Origin of the sequence: Halomonas sp. TG39a (assembly GCF_000744395.1) — a bacterium.
Taxonomy (GTDB): Bacteria; Pseudomonadota; Gammaproteobacteria; order Pseudomonadales; family Halomonadaceae; genus Vreelandella; species Vreelandella ventosae_B.
This window is the reverse complement of record NZ_JQLV01000001.1, coordinates 1,207,088-1,226,021: the sequence shown is the minus strand read 5'-3', so window position 1 is coordinate 1,226,021 and position 18,934 is coordinate 1,207,088. Positions and strand designations below refer to the sequence as shown.

Below are 18,934 nucleotides of genomic sequence, written 5' to 3'. Positions count from 1 at the left end.
ACTAAGCTACTAACTTATCAAAAACTTCCTACCGTTGACTCATCATTAATACCAACTAGGCCAACTTCTTGGCTCATTGATGAGGGATTGAGAGTTCCAAACTCATCATCTCCCGGCATATCACTTATAGAGTTACTCTCGAACAGAAGGGTTGCATCATTACTTAGTTGGCTAGCACTGGCGTTATCAGCCACAGTAATAGCAAGCGTTGGAGCAGTCCGGTCTCCTCCAGCCGCCTCGACAAAGCGAGTCCCACCAGTTCCTTCTATTTTGACCGTGATCAGATCTCCTGAGTTAAGCCCCTCCTGAGCAATAAGCGAATTAAGTTGATTTGCCAAGTTAATACCTACAGTTATATTTTCACCATCCTGCCATGTACCTGTAGACTGCCACACTTCCTCTTCAGAGAGATAATTGCGGTTAGTGACTGAGCCGAAGCCCGCTCCGTTGAGTGAGTTCTCTACGGAGAAAGTCATCGTCGAGTTGGCAGAATGCGTCCTATCAGATACCCAACTGATAATCGCACTATCAATAGTTTCACTATCATCAAGATTAATATTATCAGGCACGGTAAATTGAATACCGACAACATATGAGCCTATCTCTAAATCAGGACTAGACAGAGATGAACCCTGTTCAATGTCGCCATTAGCACTCTCGACCATGGCGACAAAGTAAGTATCTGGCTCGTTTTGATCCTCTGGCACCACCACCAACTCAAAACCTGCTGTCGCAGTAGCACCATCTTCATCGGTTACCTGAACTTCCAGCGCGTAATTACCTACCCCTGCACTAGGGCTCCCCGAGAAAGTCTTCGTTTGTGCGTCGAAGAAGACTCCATCAGGTATGTTTAGGGCTTCATAGGTCAATATATCGCCATCCAGGTCGCGAAAGGTATCATCAGGAATCTCGAAGAAAAACTCATCTTCAGCTTCGATCGTCTGATCTTCAAGAGGGTTATTAACGAAAGGCTCGGTATCACCACTAAGTATAAAGGTAGAGTTCGTCGCGTTTATACTTGGCGCATTGCCTTGGTAAAGCTCAAAGAAGTCAATATGGAAGCCTTCGGAACGGCCTGCGAAAGTAATCGTATGAACACCGGCGTCAAGCACAAACTCCGCTGGGAAATTCGGTACCGAATCCGAGGTGCTATCGATAAAGTTCGCGAAGCCAAAATCGCCTGTTGCATTACCATACAGCTTTATAAACCCACTATTATCTATCGCATTGACATTACTAACGAGAAGCTCTTCAGCATTGTCATCTATCTTCACCCAGACATCATTCTGGGCATCGCTGGCCCCACCTGGATCCCGTGTCCCCCGAACTCGCAAGGTAAACTCCCCTGCTGCCGACTCAGGAATGACGAATGTATAGGTCAGTTCTGCCTGCGGCCCATTAAGAGCCTCACTGTCCTCATCGCCCCAGAGATAGTAACCAACTCCCTGGAAGTTCGCCTGGTTACCATTTTCGTCTGCCTCATCGAAGAACTGCCATTTGCCAGGAGGGTTTACTCCACCAGGTCCATTTATATCCTCAAACTGTACTTTAAGACGACTGTCCTCCATAAGGTAATAACCTTCCGACGGGATTGTCGTATCGCCATCCACAACAGGCGTACCATTCGAAATTAGATAGATCGGCTGCGATACCGGCCCCAATCCCAAGCCATCAGAGGTATTCGGGTTATCAATGACGGATGCAACAAAACCAAGCGGAAGTGTGTCATCTCCATCGAAGCTGGAGGTGTCGTTCAGGAAATCCCCATAGGTAAACTCCTGCGAAACATCGGCTGTGCCACTGGCGCCCAGCTGTACATCTACAAACTGGAACTCTGCAGCATTGTTAGCAGGGAAATTCTTATCCGCTAGACGGGCATTTACAGTATCGGCAATGCCATCCTGATTATTGGTTACTGGCTGGTGCCCTTTAGTCATGACGACTCGCACCCATTCACCAGCTGGCCCGCTAACAATTACCGAAGGTACTTCACCACCGTAGGTCCCTTGACTACCGGCAGAAAGCCCGTTGACACTCAATTCGGCAACTAGGTTAGGTGGCGTTTCACTCACCAGCACTTGTGCTCCAGCCTGGCTGCCATCGCTCATCAATTGTCCGCTGGCAGTACTACCATCAGTAAACTTGATATACACATTGGAGCCGATAAGTTCCGCCCCTGAGATCCCCCCCACATCCCAGAAGGGAATCGATCCCGTATCGACACTGGATTTGGTAAAGCCAGCAATCGAGTTAGGATCCATATCACCACTGAAACCAACTGTTTCACCGTTAGTAAATCCACCGTTGGCAGTGGCCGAAAATTTCACCAAGGCCCCACGGTAACCACCATTATTATCTGAATTCTCAGGCTCAGGATCGATTCCCGGCAGGAAATAATGCTCGTAGCCAGACGACCCCACAGGCTGAATTGCCCCGGTGTTACCGGCACTGTTGATCGCCCACTCCTTGGCTGTCGCATCCCCACCTTTGCCATCGGGATCAAACACGCTATCGCCATAGAGGGCTGTCGTCACATCAAAGAAAACCGCGGCGATCTTCTTATCTCCGGTATTTTGCACCTGGAACGAGTTACTGCCGTAATTGGAACTCTGTACGTCATTCCCGCCAGGAGTCACAGTGACCAATGCAGAGCCAACATCACCTTGATCATAGCTATCCGATAATTCGAGGTTAGCACCAGCAAAAATTTCTTCGATCTCGGTCGCCGGCACCGGCAAAGGAGTGCTAGTGTCTTCCTTGGCACTTACCTCGAAGTAGTCATAGGCAGCGGTAAAGGCTTCCGCCGCACCATGCGTGTGGGTAATCCCTACGCCGACCGAAGCTGCAGGGTCTAGTATCGCCTCCTTAAGGGCTCCGGTGAGTTCCAACCCGCTAATGGTCACGCTGGCATTACCCGGTAAAGGTTCACCTGATGCGTCCAGTAAAGTGACTGTCGCCGTCGCCATAGTATTGCCGACGTTATTGACACTGACATCGAGTACTAGCTTCGCTTTTGCAAAATCACCAAAGCCATAACCATCTGGGAAGTCAGCCCCAAGTTTGGTTTCGGCGTTGTTGTCGCGCGAGGAAAACTCAATGTCCTGACCAACACTGCCAAATACCAACTTGGCAAAATCATTACTGTTCACACTAACCGCCAGCCCTAGCTGCGAATAACTACCGGGCGCCGAAGCAAAGGGGTTATCCACCACGGACTCCAGGATGAAGCCTCCATCACGAATAATGCCCAAGTGATAATCATTCTGTGGCGTATTTGCAGACCCCGTATCACCACTCGTTGTCGTGACCCTGAGTTGATTATCGGCAACGATGCCGGCGCCGGTATCTTCGTCCTGGAATGCCGCATCAGAACTGGCCATAACCCCGGTGAAACCGTTCTGATAGGGAGTGCCGTTTACTTCGAAATTAAGGCGTATGCTTTCGCCGTCGGCCAAAGGCTGCCCATTTTGGGCGTCATAAGCAAAGACATCATCTACATTGGCATCACCATCACCATCAATATCTTCATCCGCCTGATTGGCAGTGCCATCTTCGTCCAGGTCATCACCCGGGGCATAACCGCCAAGCGGGCTGCCCTCATCAAAGTCAATCATGAAGCTCGTCGATGGCGTTGAATCGACAAGGTTGGCATTCTCTGAGGCATCTGAGACCGCCCCCTGAGCCACCCAGACCGTATAACTACCATTTTCATTCCAACCTCCAGCTGGAGACGAGATCGCATAAGTTGCTTCGCCCGTCGTTGCGTTGAAGCCATCGAAGCTGATCGTGGCAGCAACTGGAACCCCATCCAGCATGAGTGCGATGTCACTGTTATCAAGCGTCTCCGTAGCGATGCCCGAGGCATCAGCGTAAGTGACAACAACCGTAAGTTCCGCGTCGGTGTTGACTGGCTGTAGGATAGCAATCGTCGCGACCGGCTTGTCGTTATCGTCAGTGGATTCTTCGCCCTGTTGCTGAATACGCAAGTAGTCATAATTAGCAACAAAAACTGGACCGGAACCAAACGAGGTCTGGGTTACGCCAACACCGAACTCTTCTCCCGCACTAGTAATGGCTGTATTCAAAGGGCCATCCGGTAGGAGCAGTGCTGGCAGAGCCGTATCTCCCAAACTTTGTCCTGATGCATCAAGGAAGGTCATGGTGCCCGAGAAACTTGCCATGCCACCATCAACACTGGCTTCGATAGCCACAACAACATCAGCAATCTGCGCGAAGCTGATGCTTGGCGGCAGGCTGAAGGTCTGTTTGCTTTGTGAACCTCCTAGCTCATAGGAGTATTCAATTTGCCCGCCTCCGACGTTGCCGAAGGTTACCTTCAGATATTCGTCCTGGCTGAGGCTTATATTAAGACCCAGCTGCGAATACTGTGCAGGCAGCGAAGGGAAAGGGTTGCCAAATTTAAGCTCAGCAGTAAAACCATCACCTCCAGACACATTAGTATAGTAATTATCATTGGCGTTATTACTGCCTCCAGCATCACCCTCACTGGCCGAAATAACCAAATTTCCATTAATGATTTCAGCTGTACCGGTTTCCTCTGTGTCAGTACCCGAACCTTCAGTCACTCCGTCAAATAAGCCTTGTAGAGTCTCACCTTCATCGAATTCAAGATTGATCGTCGCAGGATCGGTGCTGGTAATATCATCCTCCGTCACCGTTCCCATTGCCGTCGCAGCAGCGGGATCGATAGCAAACGCCTCATCTGCAATCCCATTCAGGATGACACTGACCTGCTCCGGGCCGTTGGCTTGATCATCGTTGGCGACGTCAACCGTCAAACTGCCGACGCCGCCGGTGAAGACCACCGTGCGGGGCTCGGATGTACCATTAATAGTGAGATCCAATGCCACCTCGCCGCTGAAGCCTTCCGAAGCGGTGAGGCCGAAACTTAGCGTGGTGGCACCCTCGTCGCCGCTTTCGACCATCGGATCAGCATCGGAAATGCCGATCAAGGTCGGCGCGGGTGGCTCGACGATTCCCGCGGGCACAAACTCGATATAGTCGATACGTGCGTATTCCAGCGTAGCCGCAGTTGCAGAGAGCGCCAGAGTAGCATCGTCGCCCACTGTGACATTTTCGAAAGTCACTGTGCGGAAGCTTGACGCTTGGGCAGCATTGCCACTGGTGGCGTCGTTATCGAAGATCCAGTCGCCGCTGAAGCTCTGGCCCTGGGCATTACCGATGCTCAACTGCGCCGTACTTTCGCCGTCGTTTTCGTCAAAATACCCGACAATCACGGTGTAAGTGCCCGCCGCAACCGCACCGGCTAGCGCGTAACTGGCCGTGCCCGACTCGCCACCCTGCAGCCGGATACCTTGACCCTCATCCGCTGCGCCGATGTTCTCGACGGTGTAATTGGTTGCCGTGGTAAAGTCCTCGGCCTGAAGGCGTACGGGCGTTGTTGGCGCGACCTCGTCATCCTCTGTCACTGTGCCCGTTGCCGTTGCAGCAGCGGGATCGATAGCAAACGCCTCGTCTGCAATCCCGGCTAGGATGACACTGACCTGCTCCGGGCCGTTGGCTTGATCATCGTTGGCGACGTCAACCGTCAAACTGCCAACGCCGCCTGTGAAGACCACCGTGCGGGGCTCGGATGTACCATTAATAGTGAGATCCAATGCCATCTCGCCGCTGAAGCCTTCCGAAGCGGTGAGGCCGAAACTTAGCGTGGTGGCACCCTCGTCGCCGCTTTCGACCATCGGATCAGCATCGGAAATACCGATCAAGGTCGGCGCCGGTGGCTCGACGATTCCCGCGGGCACGAACTCGATATAGTCGATACGTGCGTATTCCAGCGTAGCCGCAGTTGCAGAGAGCGCCAGAGTAGCATCGTCGCCCACCGTGACGTTTTCGAAAGTCACCGTACGGAAGCTTGCTGCCTGGGCAGCATTGCCACTGGTGGCGTCGTTATCGAAGATCCAGTCGCCGATGAAGCTCTGACCCTGGGCATTACCGATGCTCAACTGCGCCGTACTTTCGCCGTCGCTTTCGTCAAAATACCCGACAATCACGGTGTAAGTGCCTGCCGCAACCGCACCGGCTAGCGCGTAACTGGCCGTGCCCGACTCGCCACCCTGCAGCCGGATGCCTTGACCCTCATCCGCTGCGCCGATGTTCTCGACGGTGTAATTGGTTGCCGTGGTAAAGTCCTCGGCCTGGAGGCGTACGGGCGTTGTTGGCGCGACCTCGTCATCCTCTGTCACTGTGCCCGTTGCCGTCACAGCAGCGGGATCGATAGCAAACGCCTCATCTGCAATCCCAGCTAGGATGACACTGACTTGCTCAGGGCCGTTGGCTTGATCATCGTTGGCGACGTCAACCGTCAAACTGCCAACGCCGCCGGTGAAGACCACCGTGCGGGGCTCGACCACCCCATCAATATCCACGCTCAGGGCCACCTCGCCGCTAAAGCCTTCCGAAGCGGTAAGGCCGAAGCTTAGCGTGGTGGAGCCCTCGTCGCCGTTTTCGACCATTGGGTCGGCGTCGGTAATACCGATTACCGTTTGGCCAACATCATCTTCTGTCACTGTGCCCGTTGCCGTTGCAGCAGCGGGATCGATAGCAAACGCCGCGTCTGCAATCCCGGCTAGGATGACACTGACCTGCTCCGGGCCATTGGCTTGATCATCGTTGGCGACGTCAACCGTCAAACTGCCAACGCCGCCGGTGAAGACCACCGTGCGGGGCTCGGATGTACCATTAATAATGAGATCCAGAGCCACCTCGCCGCTGAAGCCTTCCGAGGCGGTAAGGCCGAAGCTTAGCGTGGTGGTGCCCTCGTCGCCGTTTTCGACCATCGGATCAGCATCGGAAATACCGATCAAGGTCGGCGCCGGTGGCTCGACAATTCCCGCGGGCACAAACTCGATATAGTCGATGCGCGCATATTCGAAGGGTGCCGCCGTGCTTGCCAGGTCCAGAGTGGCGTCGTCACCCACCGTGACGTTTTCGAAAGTCACCGTGCGGAAGCTTGCTGCCTGAGCAGCATTGCCACTGGTGGCGTCGTTATCGAAGATCCAGTCACCGCTAAAGCTCTGGCCCTGGGCATTACCGATGCTCAACTGCGCCGTACTTTCGCCGTCGTTTTCGTCAAAATACCCGACAATCACGGTGTAAGTGCCCGCCGCAACCGCACCGGCTAGCGCGTAGCTGGCCGTGCCCGACTCACCGCCCTGAAGCCGGATGCCTTGCCCCTCATCCGCTGCGCCGATGTTCTCGACGGTGTAATTGGTCGCCGTGGTAAAGTCCTCGGCCTGGAGGCGTACGGGTGTTGTTGGCGCGACATCATCATCCTCTGTCACTGTGCCCGTTGCCGTCGCAGCCGCGGGATCGATAGCAAACGCCTCATCTGCAATCCCATTCAGGATGACACTGACCTGCTCCGGGCCGTTGGCTTGATCATCGTTGGCGACGTCAACCGTCAAACTGCCAACGCCGCCGGTGAAGACCACCGTGCGGGGCTCGGATGTACCATTAATAATGAGATCCAGAGCCACCTCGCCGCTGAAGCCTTCCGAGGCGGTAAGGCCGAAGCTTAGCGTGGTGGCCCCCTCGTCGCCGTTTTCGACCATTGAATCGGCGTCGGTAATACCAATCAATGTCGGCGCCGGTGGCTCGACAATTCCCGCGGGCACAAACTCGATATAGTCGATGCGCGCATATTCGAAGGGTGCCGCCGTGCTTGCCAGGTCCAGAGTGGCGTCGTCACCCACCGTGACGTTTTCGAAAGTCACCGTGCGGAAGCTTGCTGCCTGAGCAGCATTGCCACTGGTGGCGTCGTTATCGAAGATCCAGTCACCGCTAAAGCTCTGGCCCTGGGCATTACCGATGCTCAACTGCGCCGTACTTTCGCCGTCGTTTTCGTCAAAATACCCGACAATCACGGTGTAAGTGCCCGCCGCAACCGCACCGGCTAGCGCGTAGCTGGCCGTGCCCGACTCACCGCCCTGCAGCCGGATGCCTTGACCCTCATCCGCTGCGCCGATGTTCTCGACGGTGTAATTGGTCGCTGCGGTAAAGTCCTCGGCCTGGAGGCGTACGGGTGTTGTTGGCGCGACCTCGTCATCCTCTGTCACTGTGCCCGTTGCCGTCGCAGCAGCGGGATCGATAGCAAACGTCTCGTCTGCAATCCCATTCAGGATGACACTGACCTGCTCCGGACCATTGGCTTGATCATCGTTGGCGACGTCAACCGTCAAACTGCCGACGCCGCCGGTGAAGACCACCGTACGGGGCTCGACCACCCCATCAATATCCACGCTCAGAGCTACCTCGCCGCTAAAGCCTTCCGAGGCGGTAAGGCCGAAGCTTAGCGTGGTGGTCCCCTCGTCGCCGTTTTCGACCATTGAATCGGCGTCGGTAATACCGATTACCGTTTGGCCAACATCATCTTCTGTCACTGTGCCCGTTGCCGTCGCAGCCGCGGGATCGATAGCAAACGCCTCGTCTGCAATCCCGGCTAGGATGACACTGACCTGCTCCGGGCCATTAGCTTGATCATCGTTGGCGACGTCAACCGTCAAACTGCCGATGCCGCCGGTGAAGACCACCGTGCGGGGCTCGGATGTACCATTAATAGTGAGATCCAGAGCCTCCTCGCCGCTAAAGCCTTCCGAGGCGGTAAGGCCGAAGCTTAGCGTGGTGGAGCCCTCGTCGCCGCTTTCGACCATCGGATCAGCATCGGAAATACCGATCAAGGTCGGCGCCGGTGGCTCGACAATTCCCGCGGGCACAAACTCGATATAGTCGATACGCGCATATTCAAAGGGTGCCGCCGTGCTTGCCAGGTCCAGAGTAGCGTCGTCACCCACCGTGACGTTTTCGAAAGTCACCGTGCGGAAGCTTGCTGCCTGAGCAGCATTGCCACTGGTGGCGTCGTTATCAAAGATCCAGTCGCCGCTAAAGCTCTGGCCTTGGGCATTACCGATGCTCAACTGCGCCGTACTTTCGCCGTCGTTTTCGTCAAAATACCCGACAATCACGGTGTAAGTGCCCGCCGCAACCGCACCGGCTAGCGCGTAGCTGGCCGTGCCCGACTCACCGCCCTGCAGCCGGATGCCTTGACCCTCATCCGCTGCGCCGATGTTCTCGACGGTGTAATTGGTTGCCGTGGTAAAGTCCTCGGCCTGGAGGCGTACGGGTGTTGTTGGCGCGACCTCGTCATCCTCTGTCACTGTGCCCGTTGCCGTTGCAGCAGCGGGATCGATAGCAAACGCCTCATCTGCAATCCCGGCTAGGATGACACTGACTTGCTCCGGGCCATTGGCTTGATCATCGTTGGCGACGTCAACCGTCAAACTGCCAACGCCGCCGGTGAAGACCACCGTGCGGGGCTCGGATGTACCATTAATAGTGAGATCCAGAGCCACCTCGCCGCTAAAGCCTTCCGAGGCGGTAAGGCCGAAGCTTAGCGTGGTGGAGCCCTCGTCGCCGTTTTCGACCATTGAATCGGCGTCGGTAATACCGATTACCGTTTGGCCAACATCATCTTCTGTCACTGTGCCCGTTGCCGTTGCAGCAGCGGGATCGATAGCAAACGCCGCGTCTGCAATCCCGGCTAGGATGACACTGACTTGCTCCGGGCCATTGGCTTGATCATCGTTGGCGACGTCAACCGTCAAACTGCCAACGCCGCCGGTGAAGACCACCGTGCGGGGCTCGACCACCCCATCAATATCCACGCTCAGAGCCACCTCGCCGCTAAAGCTTTCCGAGGCGGTAAGGCCGAAGCTTAGCGTGGTAGTGCCCTCATCGCCGTTTTCGACCATCGGAACAGCATCTGTTATGCCAATCAGTACCTGAGGTTCGGCCTCTTCGGTCGAGGACACCTGGAGATAGTCGTAAGAAATGTCGAAAGTATCAGGCGACTGGCCACCGGTGGATGTTTGTATAAAGCCTACGCTGACGCCCTGAGCTTCATCCTTAATTGCTGAAGCCAACGGATCAGTCAGCGTTATTTCTCCCGAAGCACCGTCAATTATATTGGTATTATTCAACGTCAATACAGAGCGAGTGAGTGCCTTAACTTCGCCGGATGTAGTATCTACGACTATTTCAAGCATCAGCTTCACTGAAGCTATGTCGCTGTAGACAACACCACTCGGTAAGGCAAAGGTCGCGCCTGGAACAGCAGGTGTTGCTCCCTCTACCTGTTTATTTTCATGGGCGAGCTGGAAAGCAGCGGTACCGTTCGCACCGAAAATCCATTTCACTAGATTGTCTTCCGAAAGACTGACCGCAACACCACCAGCCTGGTAGTTAAGTGGTGCCTGCAGGCCCTCTTGCTGATCATCGAAGTCCGGCATAGCAAAACTTGTCTCAACGATAAAGCCACCAGGATTCTTCACCCCTACCGCATATGCATCCTTCTGAGAATTGTTGTTGGTATAGTGATCACCTGTATCGGCTACAATATTAAGTGTGCCATTCTCGACACTTGCTGTACCGCTCTCGACAGCTCCAGCAGAATTACTCTCATTTGCCCGGCCCATTAACCCCGTCAGGCCAGCCTCATAGGGACTCGCGGTGTCTTCTTCAAAGTCAAGCAAGAAGGTTTCGCCAGCCGCTAAAATCATGCCATTAGCAGCATCGTATGGGAAAAGGTCGTCATCATTATTAACGCCGTCCTCATCCAGGTCGTCCGGATTGGGCACAGAGCCCTCATCGTCTTCGGTCACACTGCCCGTTGCTGTGGCCGCCGATGCATCAATTTCAAACAACCCTGTGCTATTGACTGCGACCAAAGTGACTGAAATTTCGTTGGTACCATTAGCCACATCGTCATTAGGCACATCAACCGACAGGATGGCGGTGCCGTCGCTGAAGTTCAACGTATCCGTCACGGTCACGCCATCGATGCTCAGGGTCAATTCCACCTCGCCACTAAAGCCATCTGAAGCGGTGAGGCCGAAGTTCAGTGTCGTGAAGCCATCGTCTCCATTCTCGATGATGTCAGGAGCATTAACGATAGCCAGAGTAGTGGTGGGATCCGTTGGCTCTGAAATGAGATCCGGCGAGGTAACGTTGAGATAATCCCAACTAGCCATGAACGACTCTATGGGATTGTTGTAATCAGTTGAAGTGACCCCAACTGCCGTTGTTGAGTTCAGATCAGTAAGATTACTTAGCACTGCGGGTGGCAACACCTCAGGGGACGCCGTTGCGAAACCATCGGTTGCCTCGGCACGCAAGCCCCCCAGAACATTTTCGTTAGTATCGAAGAAAGTAACGATAGGAGTCACAGTACCGGCTGTCTTGTTGACGACTAGCGTCAGTTCTACAGAGGCAATATCATTCAGGGTTGTTGAGGCATTACTCAGCATATTCGCAAGCGGAATGACTGTATCAATGGCGCTTTTGGACCAGATTTGCACCCCGTTACCGCCATTACCACCGAACACTAGCTTGACGAGCTCATTATTGCCCTGACTGCCAAGACCGAAGACTATGCCTTGCTGGGCAAAGTTCGGGACAGTATCAGTTGGTAGCTCTTGGGCTGCGAGAGCGGCAGGGAAGGGATTATCAAAGCGCGAGGTAATGTTTATCGTCTCTAACGCTGGATCGCCCAGTGCCACATACTTGATAAAGTCATTCGCACTCGGGTCAGCCGCTTGTGAAATGTCGCCATTGGATGTCCAGACGATCAGTTCGCCACCCTCCACAGTAGTGAAGACCGTATCATCTACAACGTCACCCAGCGTGCCATCAAAACCGCCTTCCTCAAGCGGCGACCCGGGATTCTCGAAATCAAGTTCGAGGATGACTCCATCGCTCGAGTAATTCACATAAACCGAACTAGCCGTTGCGCTGTTGCCATTGTTATCGCTATCGAGTACTGCATTGGCGGCGACTGAAGCGGTGATTGTCCCGGTTTGCCAGCCGCTCTCAGGGGCGTCAAAGGTATAGGTGGCAATGCCACTGGCGCTATCATAAGCCACCAGCGAAGGAGTAACTAACGCACCAGCGGCAGAGGAAACAGTGACATCGGTAGCACCGATCTGTGTGCCGGAAATGTTGCCATCGTCAGTGTACTGGACAGTGACAATAACCTGTCCATCGCTCGACTCCGGCGCTTCAATCGAAAGAATGCTGGCAATCGGTATACCGCTGTCGACTGCCTGATAAATAGCTATGGCGTTGAAGCCCGGCTCGCCGTTATCCGCATTGACATCAATAACGATCTTGCCATCTGTCACTATAACGTTTTTGGTAAGAACGGTTGGCTTGTCGGCTCCTCCCGCTGCTATAAAGGCATCAAAGTTCTCAGCAAACAACTCGCCTTGTATCGTGTAGTCACCCTGGCGCTGGCCGCCCTGGGTTTGATAAAGCTCAGCAAAATGCAGCTCCACCACATATAAACCATTGGGCACTTCATAGGTTGCTGTGTATGAGCCAGCAGCAGAGTCACGATAGGTGTGGTAGGCAGAACCATCCAGATCGACCCCACCACTGTTGCTACCGGTTGCTCCGGCTTTACCATCAATATTACTGACTGTTTTTGTACTCGGCGAGTAATACGCGGGGTCATCCGCCTCAAGATCGATACCCAGGATCGGATCATTAGTGATGGCACCGCCATAAGTATTTTTATCATCACCCTCGAGACTATTATCGATAGTGTTGCTGGTTGGTCCGACGTTTATCGCTCTTTGTAACGCCCCCTTGACGAGCTGTTCAAGGTTCCGGGCAATAATGACATCCGTTTCAAAAGCGGCGACACCAAGGCCTGTCGTATCAGTAAAGCTACCTGCAGCAACGCCAACCTTGAAAGCACCATTTTCCCAAGCATTAGAACCTGTCGGCGGGGAAATGGTGTACTGGATAGTAGCGGTCTTGCCATCATTGCTGAGTGTAATAGCATCGTTATCAGCCAGGGAGACGGCACCAGGCTCATAACCGGTAAAAATCAGCTCATCACCATTGATAGAATCAACATTAATTCCAGCGTTATCGGTAACCACTACTGTGGCCAAGATGTCACTGTCGTTATCGAAAGGTTGATCGATCATTATCGACACTACTTCCGGTGGTGTTACATCTTCAGGTGGCACATAGGTTCCACCAACTTGCCAGACCACCAAACCGCTGATTTTGGCCTGGTTGACCGAGGCATCGAAGCCAATGTTGAGAACACCATCAGTGACGGTAACGGCGTAGGTCTTGATCACTTCGGTTGCTGCGCTACCAACATCGCCAATGATGTCATAGTCATCTTCCACCAGCGCATCCTCAATGCTAATGTCAAAGACACGCGCCCCAGTACCGCTGCTGTTTTCCACACCATGGTAAATCTCGGCGAAATACATATCGATCAGGTATTCACCGTTCTCGACCGGAATCGAGTAGCCCCATTCGCCGGCATCTTCTGCCGAGCGCTCAGACTGATGCAGCTCATCGGGGACACTGCCGTCGATGTCGACTACGTTGACATAATCTTTGGAGGTGACACCGCTAACCCAGCCATTAACCTCAGCGTTGGTCATGTCTGAGAGGAAATCAATTGTCTGGTCACGTACGGTGACGTTGTTAATATCGGGCCCCCCCGAGCTGATCGCGGCAACCGCAGTCAACGCAGGTACAGTGGTAATGCGCGTCCCGTTAGCGGTGGACGTGAAGCTGAATACTGACTCGCCAGTACTGGGATCGAAGTCTTCAAAACCCTCACCACTAAAAGTGATTGCCGTTTCGTTATTGATAGTAATGATCGCGGATCCAGCTTGATAGGTTACGTCGCTGGCATCGAACGAAGCACCCTGAACAACGACTTCATCGTCGGGTGTGAAGTCGGTGATTTCAGTACCGTTTATAGTATCGAGCGTACCTTGGAAGCTGTCGGCTCCACCGCCCCCTGTAAACGTATTATTGCCACTCCCGGCGATCATCACGTTGTCGCCGCCATTACCAGTGGCATGAAAATCTGCCATGGTGCCGGAGCCATCGAAGTTCTCGACGCTGTCATCCAGCGGCGACAGTACGGTATCGGTTCCGGTATAGATAATAGTGTCAATACCATTAGAGCCTTCGGCCCCCACACCGCCAGCCGAATCTGCCTCAATCTCATTACCGAAGCCATTTATTTTGAGGTTTTCGAAGTTAACCGGTGCAAGAGGCGCACCTTCACTGGTTTCAGCTAGGAAGCCAAAAGCAGCTCCAGAGGGGGCCTGGGAATCACCATCGCTGATGGTATGATTACCTGTCAGGACGTCACGTAAAACACCCTCAGGCAGCGTAAAACCATTCAGAGGCAGTTCGGTAAAGGCATCCTGGCTATTGAAACGGTAGCCCGCGTAGAGGGCGAAGCCGTCAGCCATATCAATCTCTAGGTATAATTCAACCTGCGTCACAGCAGTATCTGTGAGTGCTGGCACCGCCACTTGAGCCAACGCCTGATAATTGTTGTCGTTGATTTCATAACCAACTTCAAAGCCAGCTTCTCCGTTTACCTCTCCAAACACAAGGCGTACGAAGTTGGCCTGAGTACCATCGCCAAACATGAGTCCAGTCAGTTGGCCATCTGCAACACCGCCATTATCGGCAACCCAGTTGAGCACCTGTGTTGTTGCCACCAGACGCTGAACATCACTGCTGGGATTGACACCTACATGCATAGCATCACGAACGCTATTTGCAGGACCGACCACAGTGCCCGGCACAACCTCCTTGATTTGGAACAGTGCGGCATTGGCACCGGGAATGATATTACCGCCGATATCATAAAGGCCGGGAAGCCCCTGATCCGGGTTGGCATCCTGATTCGGCGTCGCACCATCAAGTGCTGCGCCCATCAAACCAGTATCACCGATGGTGCCGGGATAGGGAGCCTCGGTAGGCTGAAAATTCATGACGATGGCTTCGCCTGGCGTCAGCGCGAGACCATTTGCGGCGCTGTACTCAAATGGGTCATGAATATGGTTAATGCCGTCAAGATCATGATCAGTCGGATCAGCGGCTTCACTGCCGGCGAGAGGAACAGCCCCATTATTGGGCTGGAGGATTTCGATTTTGGTACCACTTCCGCTGTAAACAGTTGCCCAAACAGAACCACGAAACGCTGCCTGGTTATCCCATGCAGATAGGTCATCGCCAATAGAAGCCAGCCCAAGAGGACTGCCTGACAACGCCAATGTGATCCTCTCAGCAGCTTTTACCCCACCGCTACCGCTAGCGGTTTGCATGACGCCATTCTCATCCCGTCCCATCACGATGAGGTTGCCACCGCCCAACTGTACTGCCATAAGAGCGCCGGACATCTTCGTCTCACCATCATCAAAAACGGTCGACGTATATTCGGTCAAACCATTGATCGACCCCGTACCTGAGTCAATTGCGCCATCGTTATATCCCCCTTCGAGATAGTTGCCTTCTATAACGTTAAGTGTGGCCACCACGTCATCAATATCTGCCGGCACCCCAGCGGTTCCGAGTACACCGGATCCTCCGATACTCGACGGCGTCTGGGTATAGTCGCTAGTCAGGTACGCCTCACCATTTTCGGTAATGTAATACAGCTCTCCAGGAACTAAGCTAATAACGCGGCTTGTAAGATCCCCAGAAGACACGCCGTTAGACTCATCCTCAACAGTTACCAGCCAGTCGATAACACTGTCGTAGTGCTCTTCAGATACCAGCAGGAAAGCATCCTCAACCCCATTCTTGGGCGTAAAGAGGAGCCCAGCTTCACCGCCACTGGCACGTGTCGGGTTCGGGTGACCGCCGTAAACCAGGGTTAAAGGATCGTCAAAGTCAGGATGCGCCATTACGTAGGTGGCGGCGCCCGCCTGACCAGCGGAAAGAACCCGGCCAGCGAGATCGTCTGATCGAGTGATTTCGTGAAACTGATCGAGGTTTTTAGGATTCCAAGCTTCAGTATTGATGCTGTCACTACCACTACCATCACCGTTATTAAGATTGGTAGCTATATAGTTTTCATCTTGTTCAGCATCGATATTGCCACCATTATCCCCCGCCTCGCCAACAGGGCGACCGCCCCAGCTATTATTAGCGCCGTTATCATAAGTCCAGACGCGTCCATCTTCGGTAACTTCTACATCATAGGCATTACGATACCCCGCAGAATAAATCTGCACTGGGCCGTTAGGATCTATTTTTCCCCCGTTGAAGCCATCATTACCACCAAAGGGGTCAGTGAGCGCTTCTTCGCTCGGGGAGCGTGAGGGGTCGTTTAAGGTAGGAATGTCATAGACGTAATTGCGGCCATCATCGTTTTTGATCTCCATGGATTTAAGTTGATCAAGATCGACCTCTAAAATCGCCGCACTATAGGCCGTTTCCTGCTGTCCAGAAAAATTATTCGAAGGTGCACCAGCATTGGCATTACCCCCGTTAGCAACGATGAGCCTCTCACTTAGTAAACGACCGTTATCGTCAAACTCTTGTATGACTTCCAAACCATTAAGAGAGTGATTCTCTTCGGAACGAGCAAGTCCCCGGACAAGATCTAGTGCTTCCCATCCATCTACTGTCTGCGTTAGGCGCGTAATGATGCCAGAGTTTGTATCGAGACCTGTGTCAGAGCCACTACTCCCAGCACCAATGCGATTATCACTAGATGTCACATAGATATTGACTGCCGGCTTTCCATTAATTATGACCGGGTCACCGTTTTCATCATATTGCGGGGTTACATCAATACCCGTAACTTGACGATTGTTAGATCCCCCCTCGGTACCATCATCGTTATGGTTAGGTAATTCCTTTACTAAAAAAACAGTTTCAGCTTCAACGACATAGAAACTTGCCGTACTGTCACTATCTGCTGTATTAGGATCTCCAAATGCTACGGTTAAAACCTTGACATCACCACTCTGCTCAGTGATATAGAGGCGACCATCTGCCCCCCACACCAGTGCGGTAGGTTGGGACAAGGTAATTTTTCCGTTGAGATCTAAACTGCTTTGAGAAAAATTATTCGTAACCATGATGGGAGGATCCTTTTAACTGATTATTTTAAAACAGCTTTCGGGCAACAAATTAACTAAAAATTACTAAAACAGAACGCAAGCCCTACTTCGCATCATGAACTTTAATCTGCAAGCAATTTTCAGCTTCATTAGTTTTATCAACAATGCTAAAGCTACGCGGCAACAAACGCTGCTGCATAGCTTCCACGCAAAGCCACGCACTGGTTAAAAAATAGTTCGGATAAAAAAAAACATCAACAGACTTATTATAAAAATCAGGCCAACTAACCAAGAAAACAAAGTTTAGGTTTTATTTTTTACTGTTACCAAGCAAAAGAAACATTAAAAATAATACATTTTCCGTTTAAAAAATGACGCCAACTAATGCTTTTTTACAGTAGAAACCTAACTATCAAGGACTAAAAACATACCATTCCAGGCCACATCCAGAAGCTAATTCACTGATTTCTTATTAATAAAATCAATCAAGAAAGCTTCCCTTGCTTTATTTTAAACAACTGAATAACCGAGGAAATACATTTGACCACCTCGTTTGAACAAAGCATTGTTTAAGCGAGTGTATGTATTAGCCCTTTTAAATGACTGGGAACTTATTCGTGCAAGAAAAAATCAAGTGGTGGAAATTGTCTTTAATAAAATCGTAAGTTGGTAGCCATAGTTTTCGTGACGTACAGATGTCCAGCCGTGTTACTCAGCAGCACAGACGACCAAACAAACGATAAGCACTTAAAGGCAGTCACTGTATTTCATCCACTGGTATAGAAGGCGGTCTCAATAACCAAGCGCACACGACGTGACTGCCACTCCAGTTCGATCTACATCGTTCGGGCGTGATGGATGTCAATGGCATCTATTAGCAGATAGAGTTTGGCGTCCCTGGCAGGAGTCGAACCTGCGACCTGCCGCTTAGGAGGCGGCTGCTCTATCCTACTGAGCTACAGGGACAAACGTGGTCTTAAACTTGCGGGCGCGTAGTATAACGCGTCGACTTAGGTAGGGCCAACCGAATGGCTATATCCAGCCCAGCAAACGCAGCGCGAAGATGCCTAGCGTAACGGTAATGCTCGCCATCAGCGTGGTGATGGCGATGATATTGGCTGCCAGGGCCACATTGCCGCCTATCGCTTTCACCATTACAAAGCTGGCGGCGGCAGTGGGGCTGGCGAAGAACAGGAACAGCAGGCCCAACTGCTCGCCTGAAAACCCCACTAGCCAAGCCGCCACAGTAGAGAGTATTGGGAGCGTGACCATCTTCATCAAGCTAGCGCCGAGAGCCACCTGACTGCTGTCGCGCATGCTCGACACGGAGAGCGTCGCCCCAATGCAAATCAACGCCAGCGGCAGTGTTAACGAGGCAAAATAGTCCCCGGAGGTAATCACCCAACTGGGTAGCGGAATAGAAAGTGCCGTAAAGGGTAACGCCGCAAACACAGAAATAATCAGCGGATTTTTGGCGACATGCTTAAGCAGGCTGCGCCAATCGGTGGACTGGCCCGGTTGGTAGAAGGCCAACACCACAACCGAAAACGCGTTATACATCACTATCACCACGCCCAGTAGAAGACTACCCGCTGAAAGGCCATAGTTACCGTACATCCCCGCTGCCAACGCCAGCCCTACTATCCCGCAGTTGCCGCGAAACGCCCCCTGAACGTAAATGCCGCGATCATGATGCACTACACGGTATCGCGCCCATACCCAGCTCAATAAAAACTGCCCCAGCGTAGCCACGGCAAAAAACACCATCAGCGAGACGTCTAAAGCAACGCTTAGGTCGGCTTTAATCAAACTAAGGAAGATCAGTGTGGGGAGCGTTGCTCTAAATACCAGTGCGGAAGCGGTCGAGACAAAAGCGCTATCGATCCATTTCAAGCGCTTAAGACCCAGGCCAAGAAATACCATCGCGAAGACAGGCAGCGTGACATCAAGCGTGCGGGCAAACAGTTCAAGTAGGTTCACAACAGTATCTCGGT

At 52.7% G+C, this 18,934-nt stretch carries 2 protein-coding genes and 1 tRNA gene; all 3 read right to left on the bottom strand.

Annotation, left to right across the window (positions count from 1 at the left end; all coding sequences use genetic code 11):
- Positions 1-17: 17 nt before the first annotated feature.
- On the bottom strand, positions 18-16,595 hold the full coding sequence (locus U738_RS05265) for a malectin domain-containing carbohydrate-binding protein (RefSeq protein WP_161786293.1): 16,578 nt from the start codon (positions 16,593-16,595) through the stop codon (positions 18-20).
- A gap of 1,234 nt (positions 16,596-17,829) precedes the next feature.
- A tRNA-Arg gene (locus tag U738_RS05255) sits at positions 17,830-17,906 on the bottom strand.
- Positions 17,907-17,972: 66 nt separating this feature from the next.
- Positions 17,973-18,920, bottom strand: a complete 948-nt coding sequence (locus U738_RS05250) for an AEC family transporter (protein ID WP_035578020.1) — start codon at positions 18,918-18,920, stop codon at positions 17,973-17,975.
- Positions 18,921-18,934 lie beyond the last annotated feature (14 nt).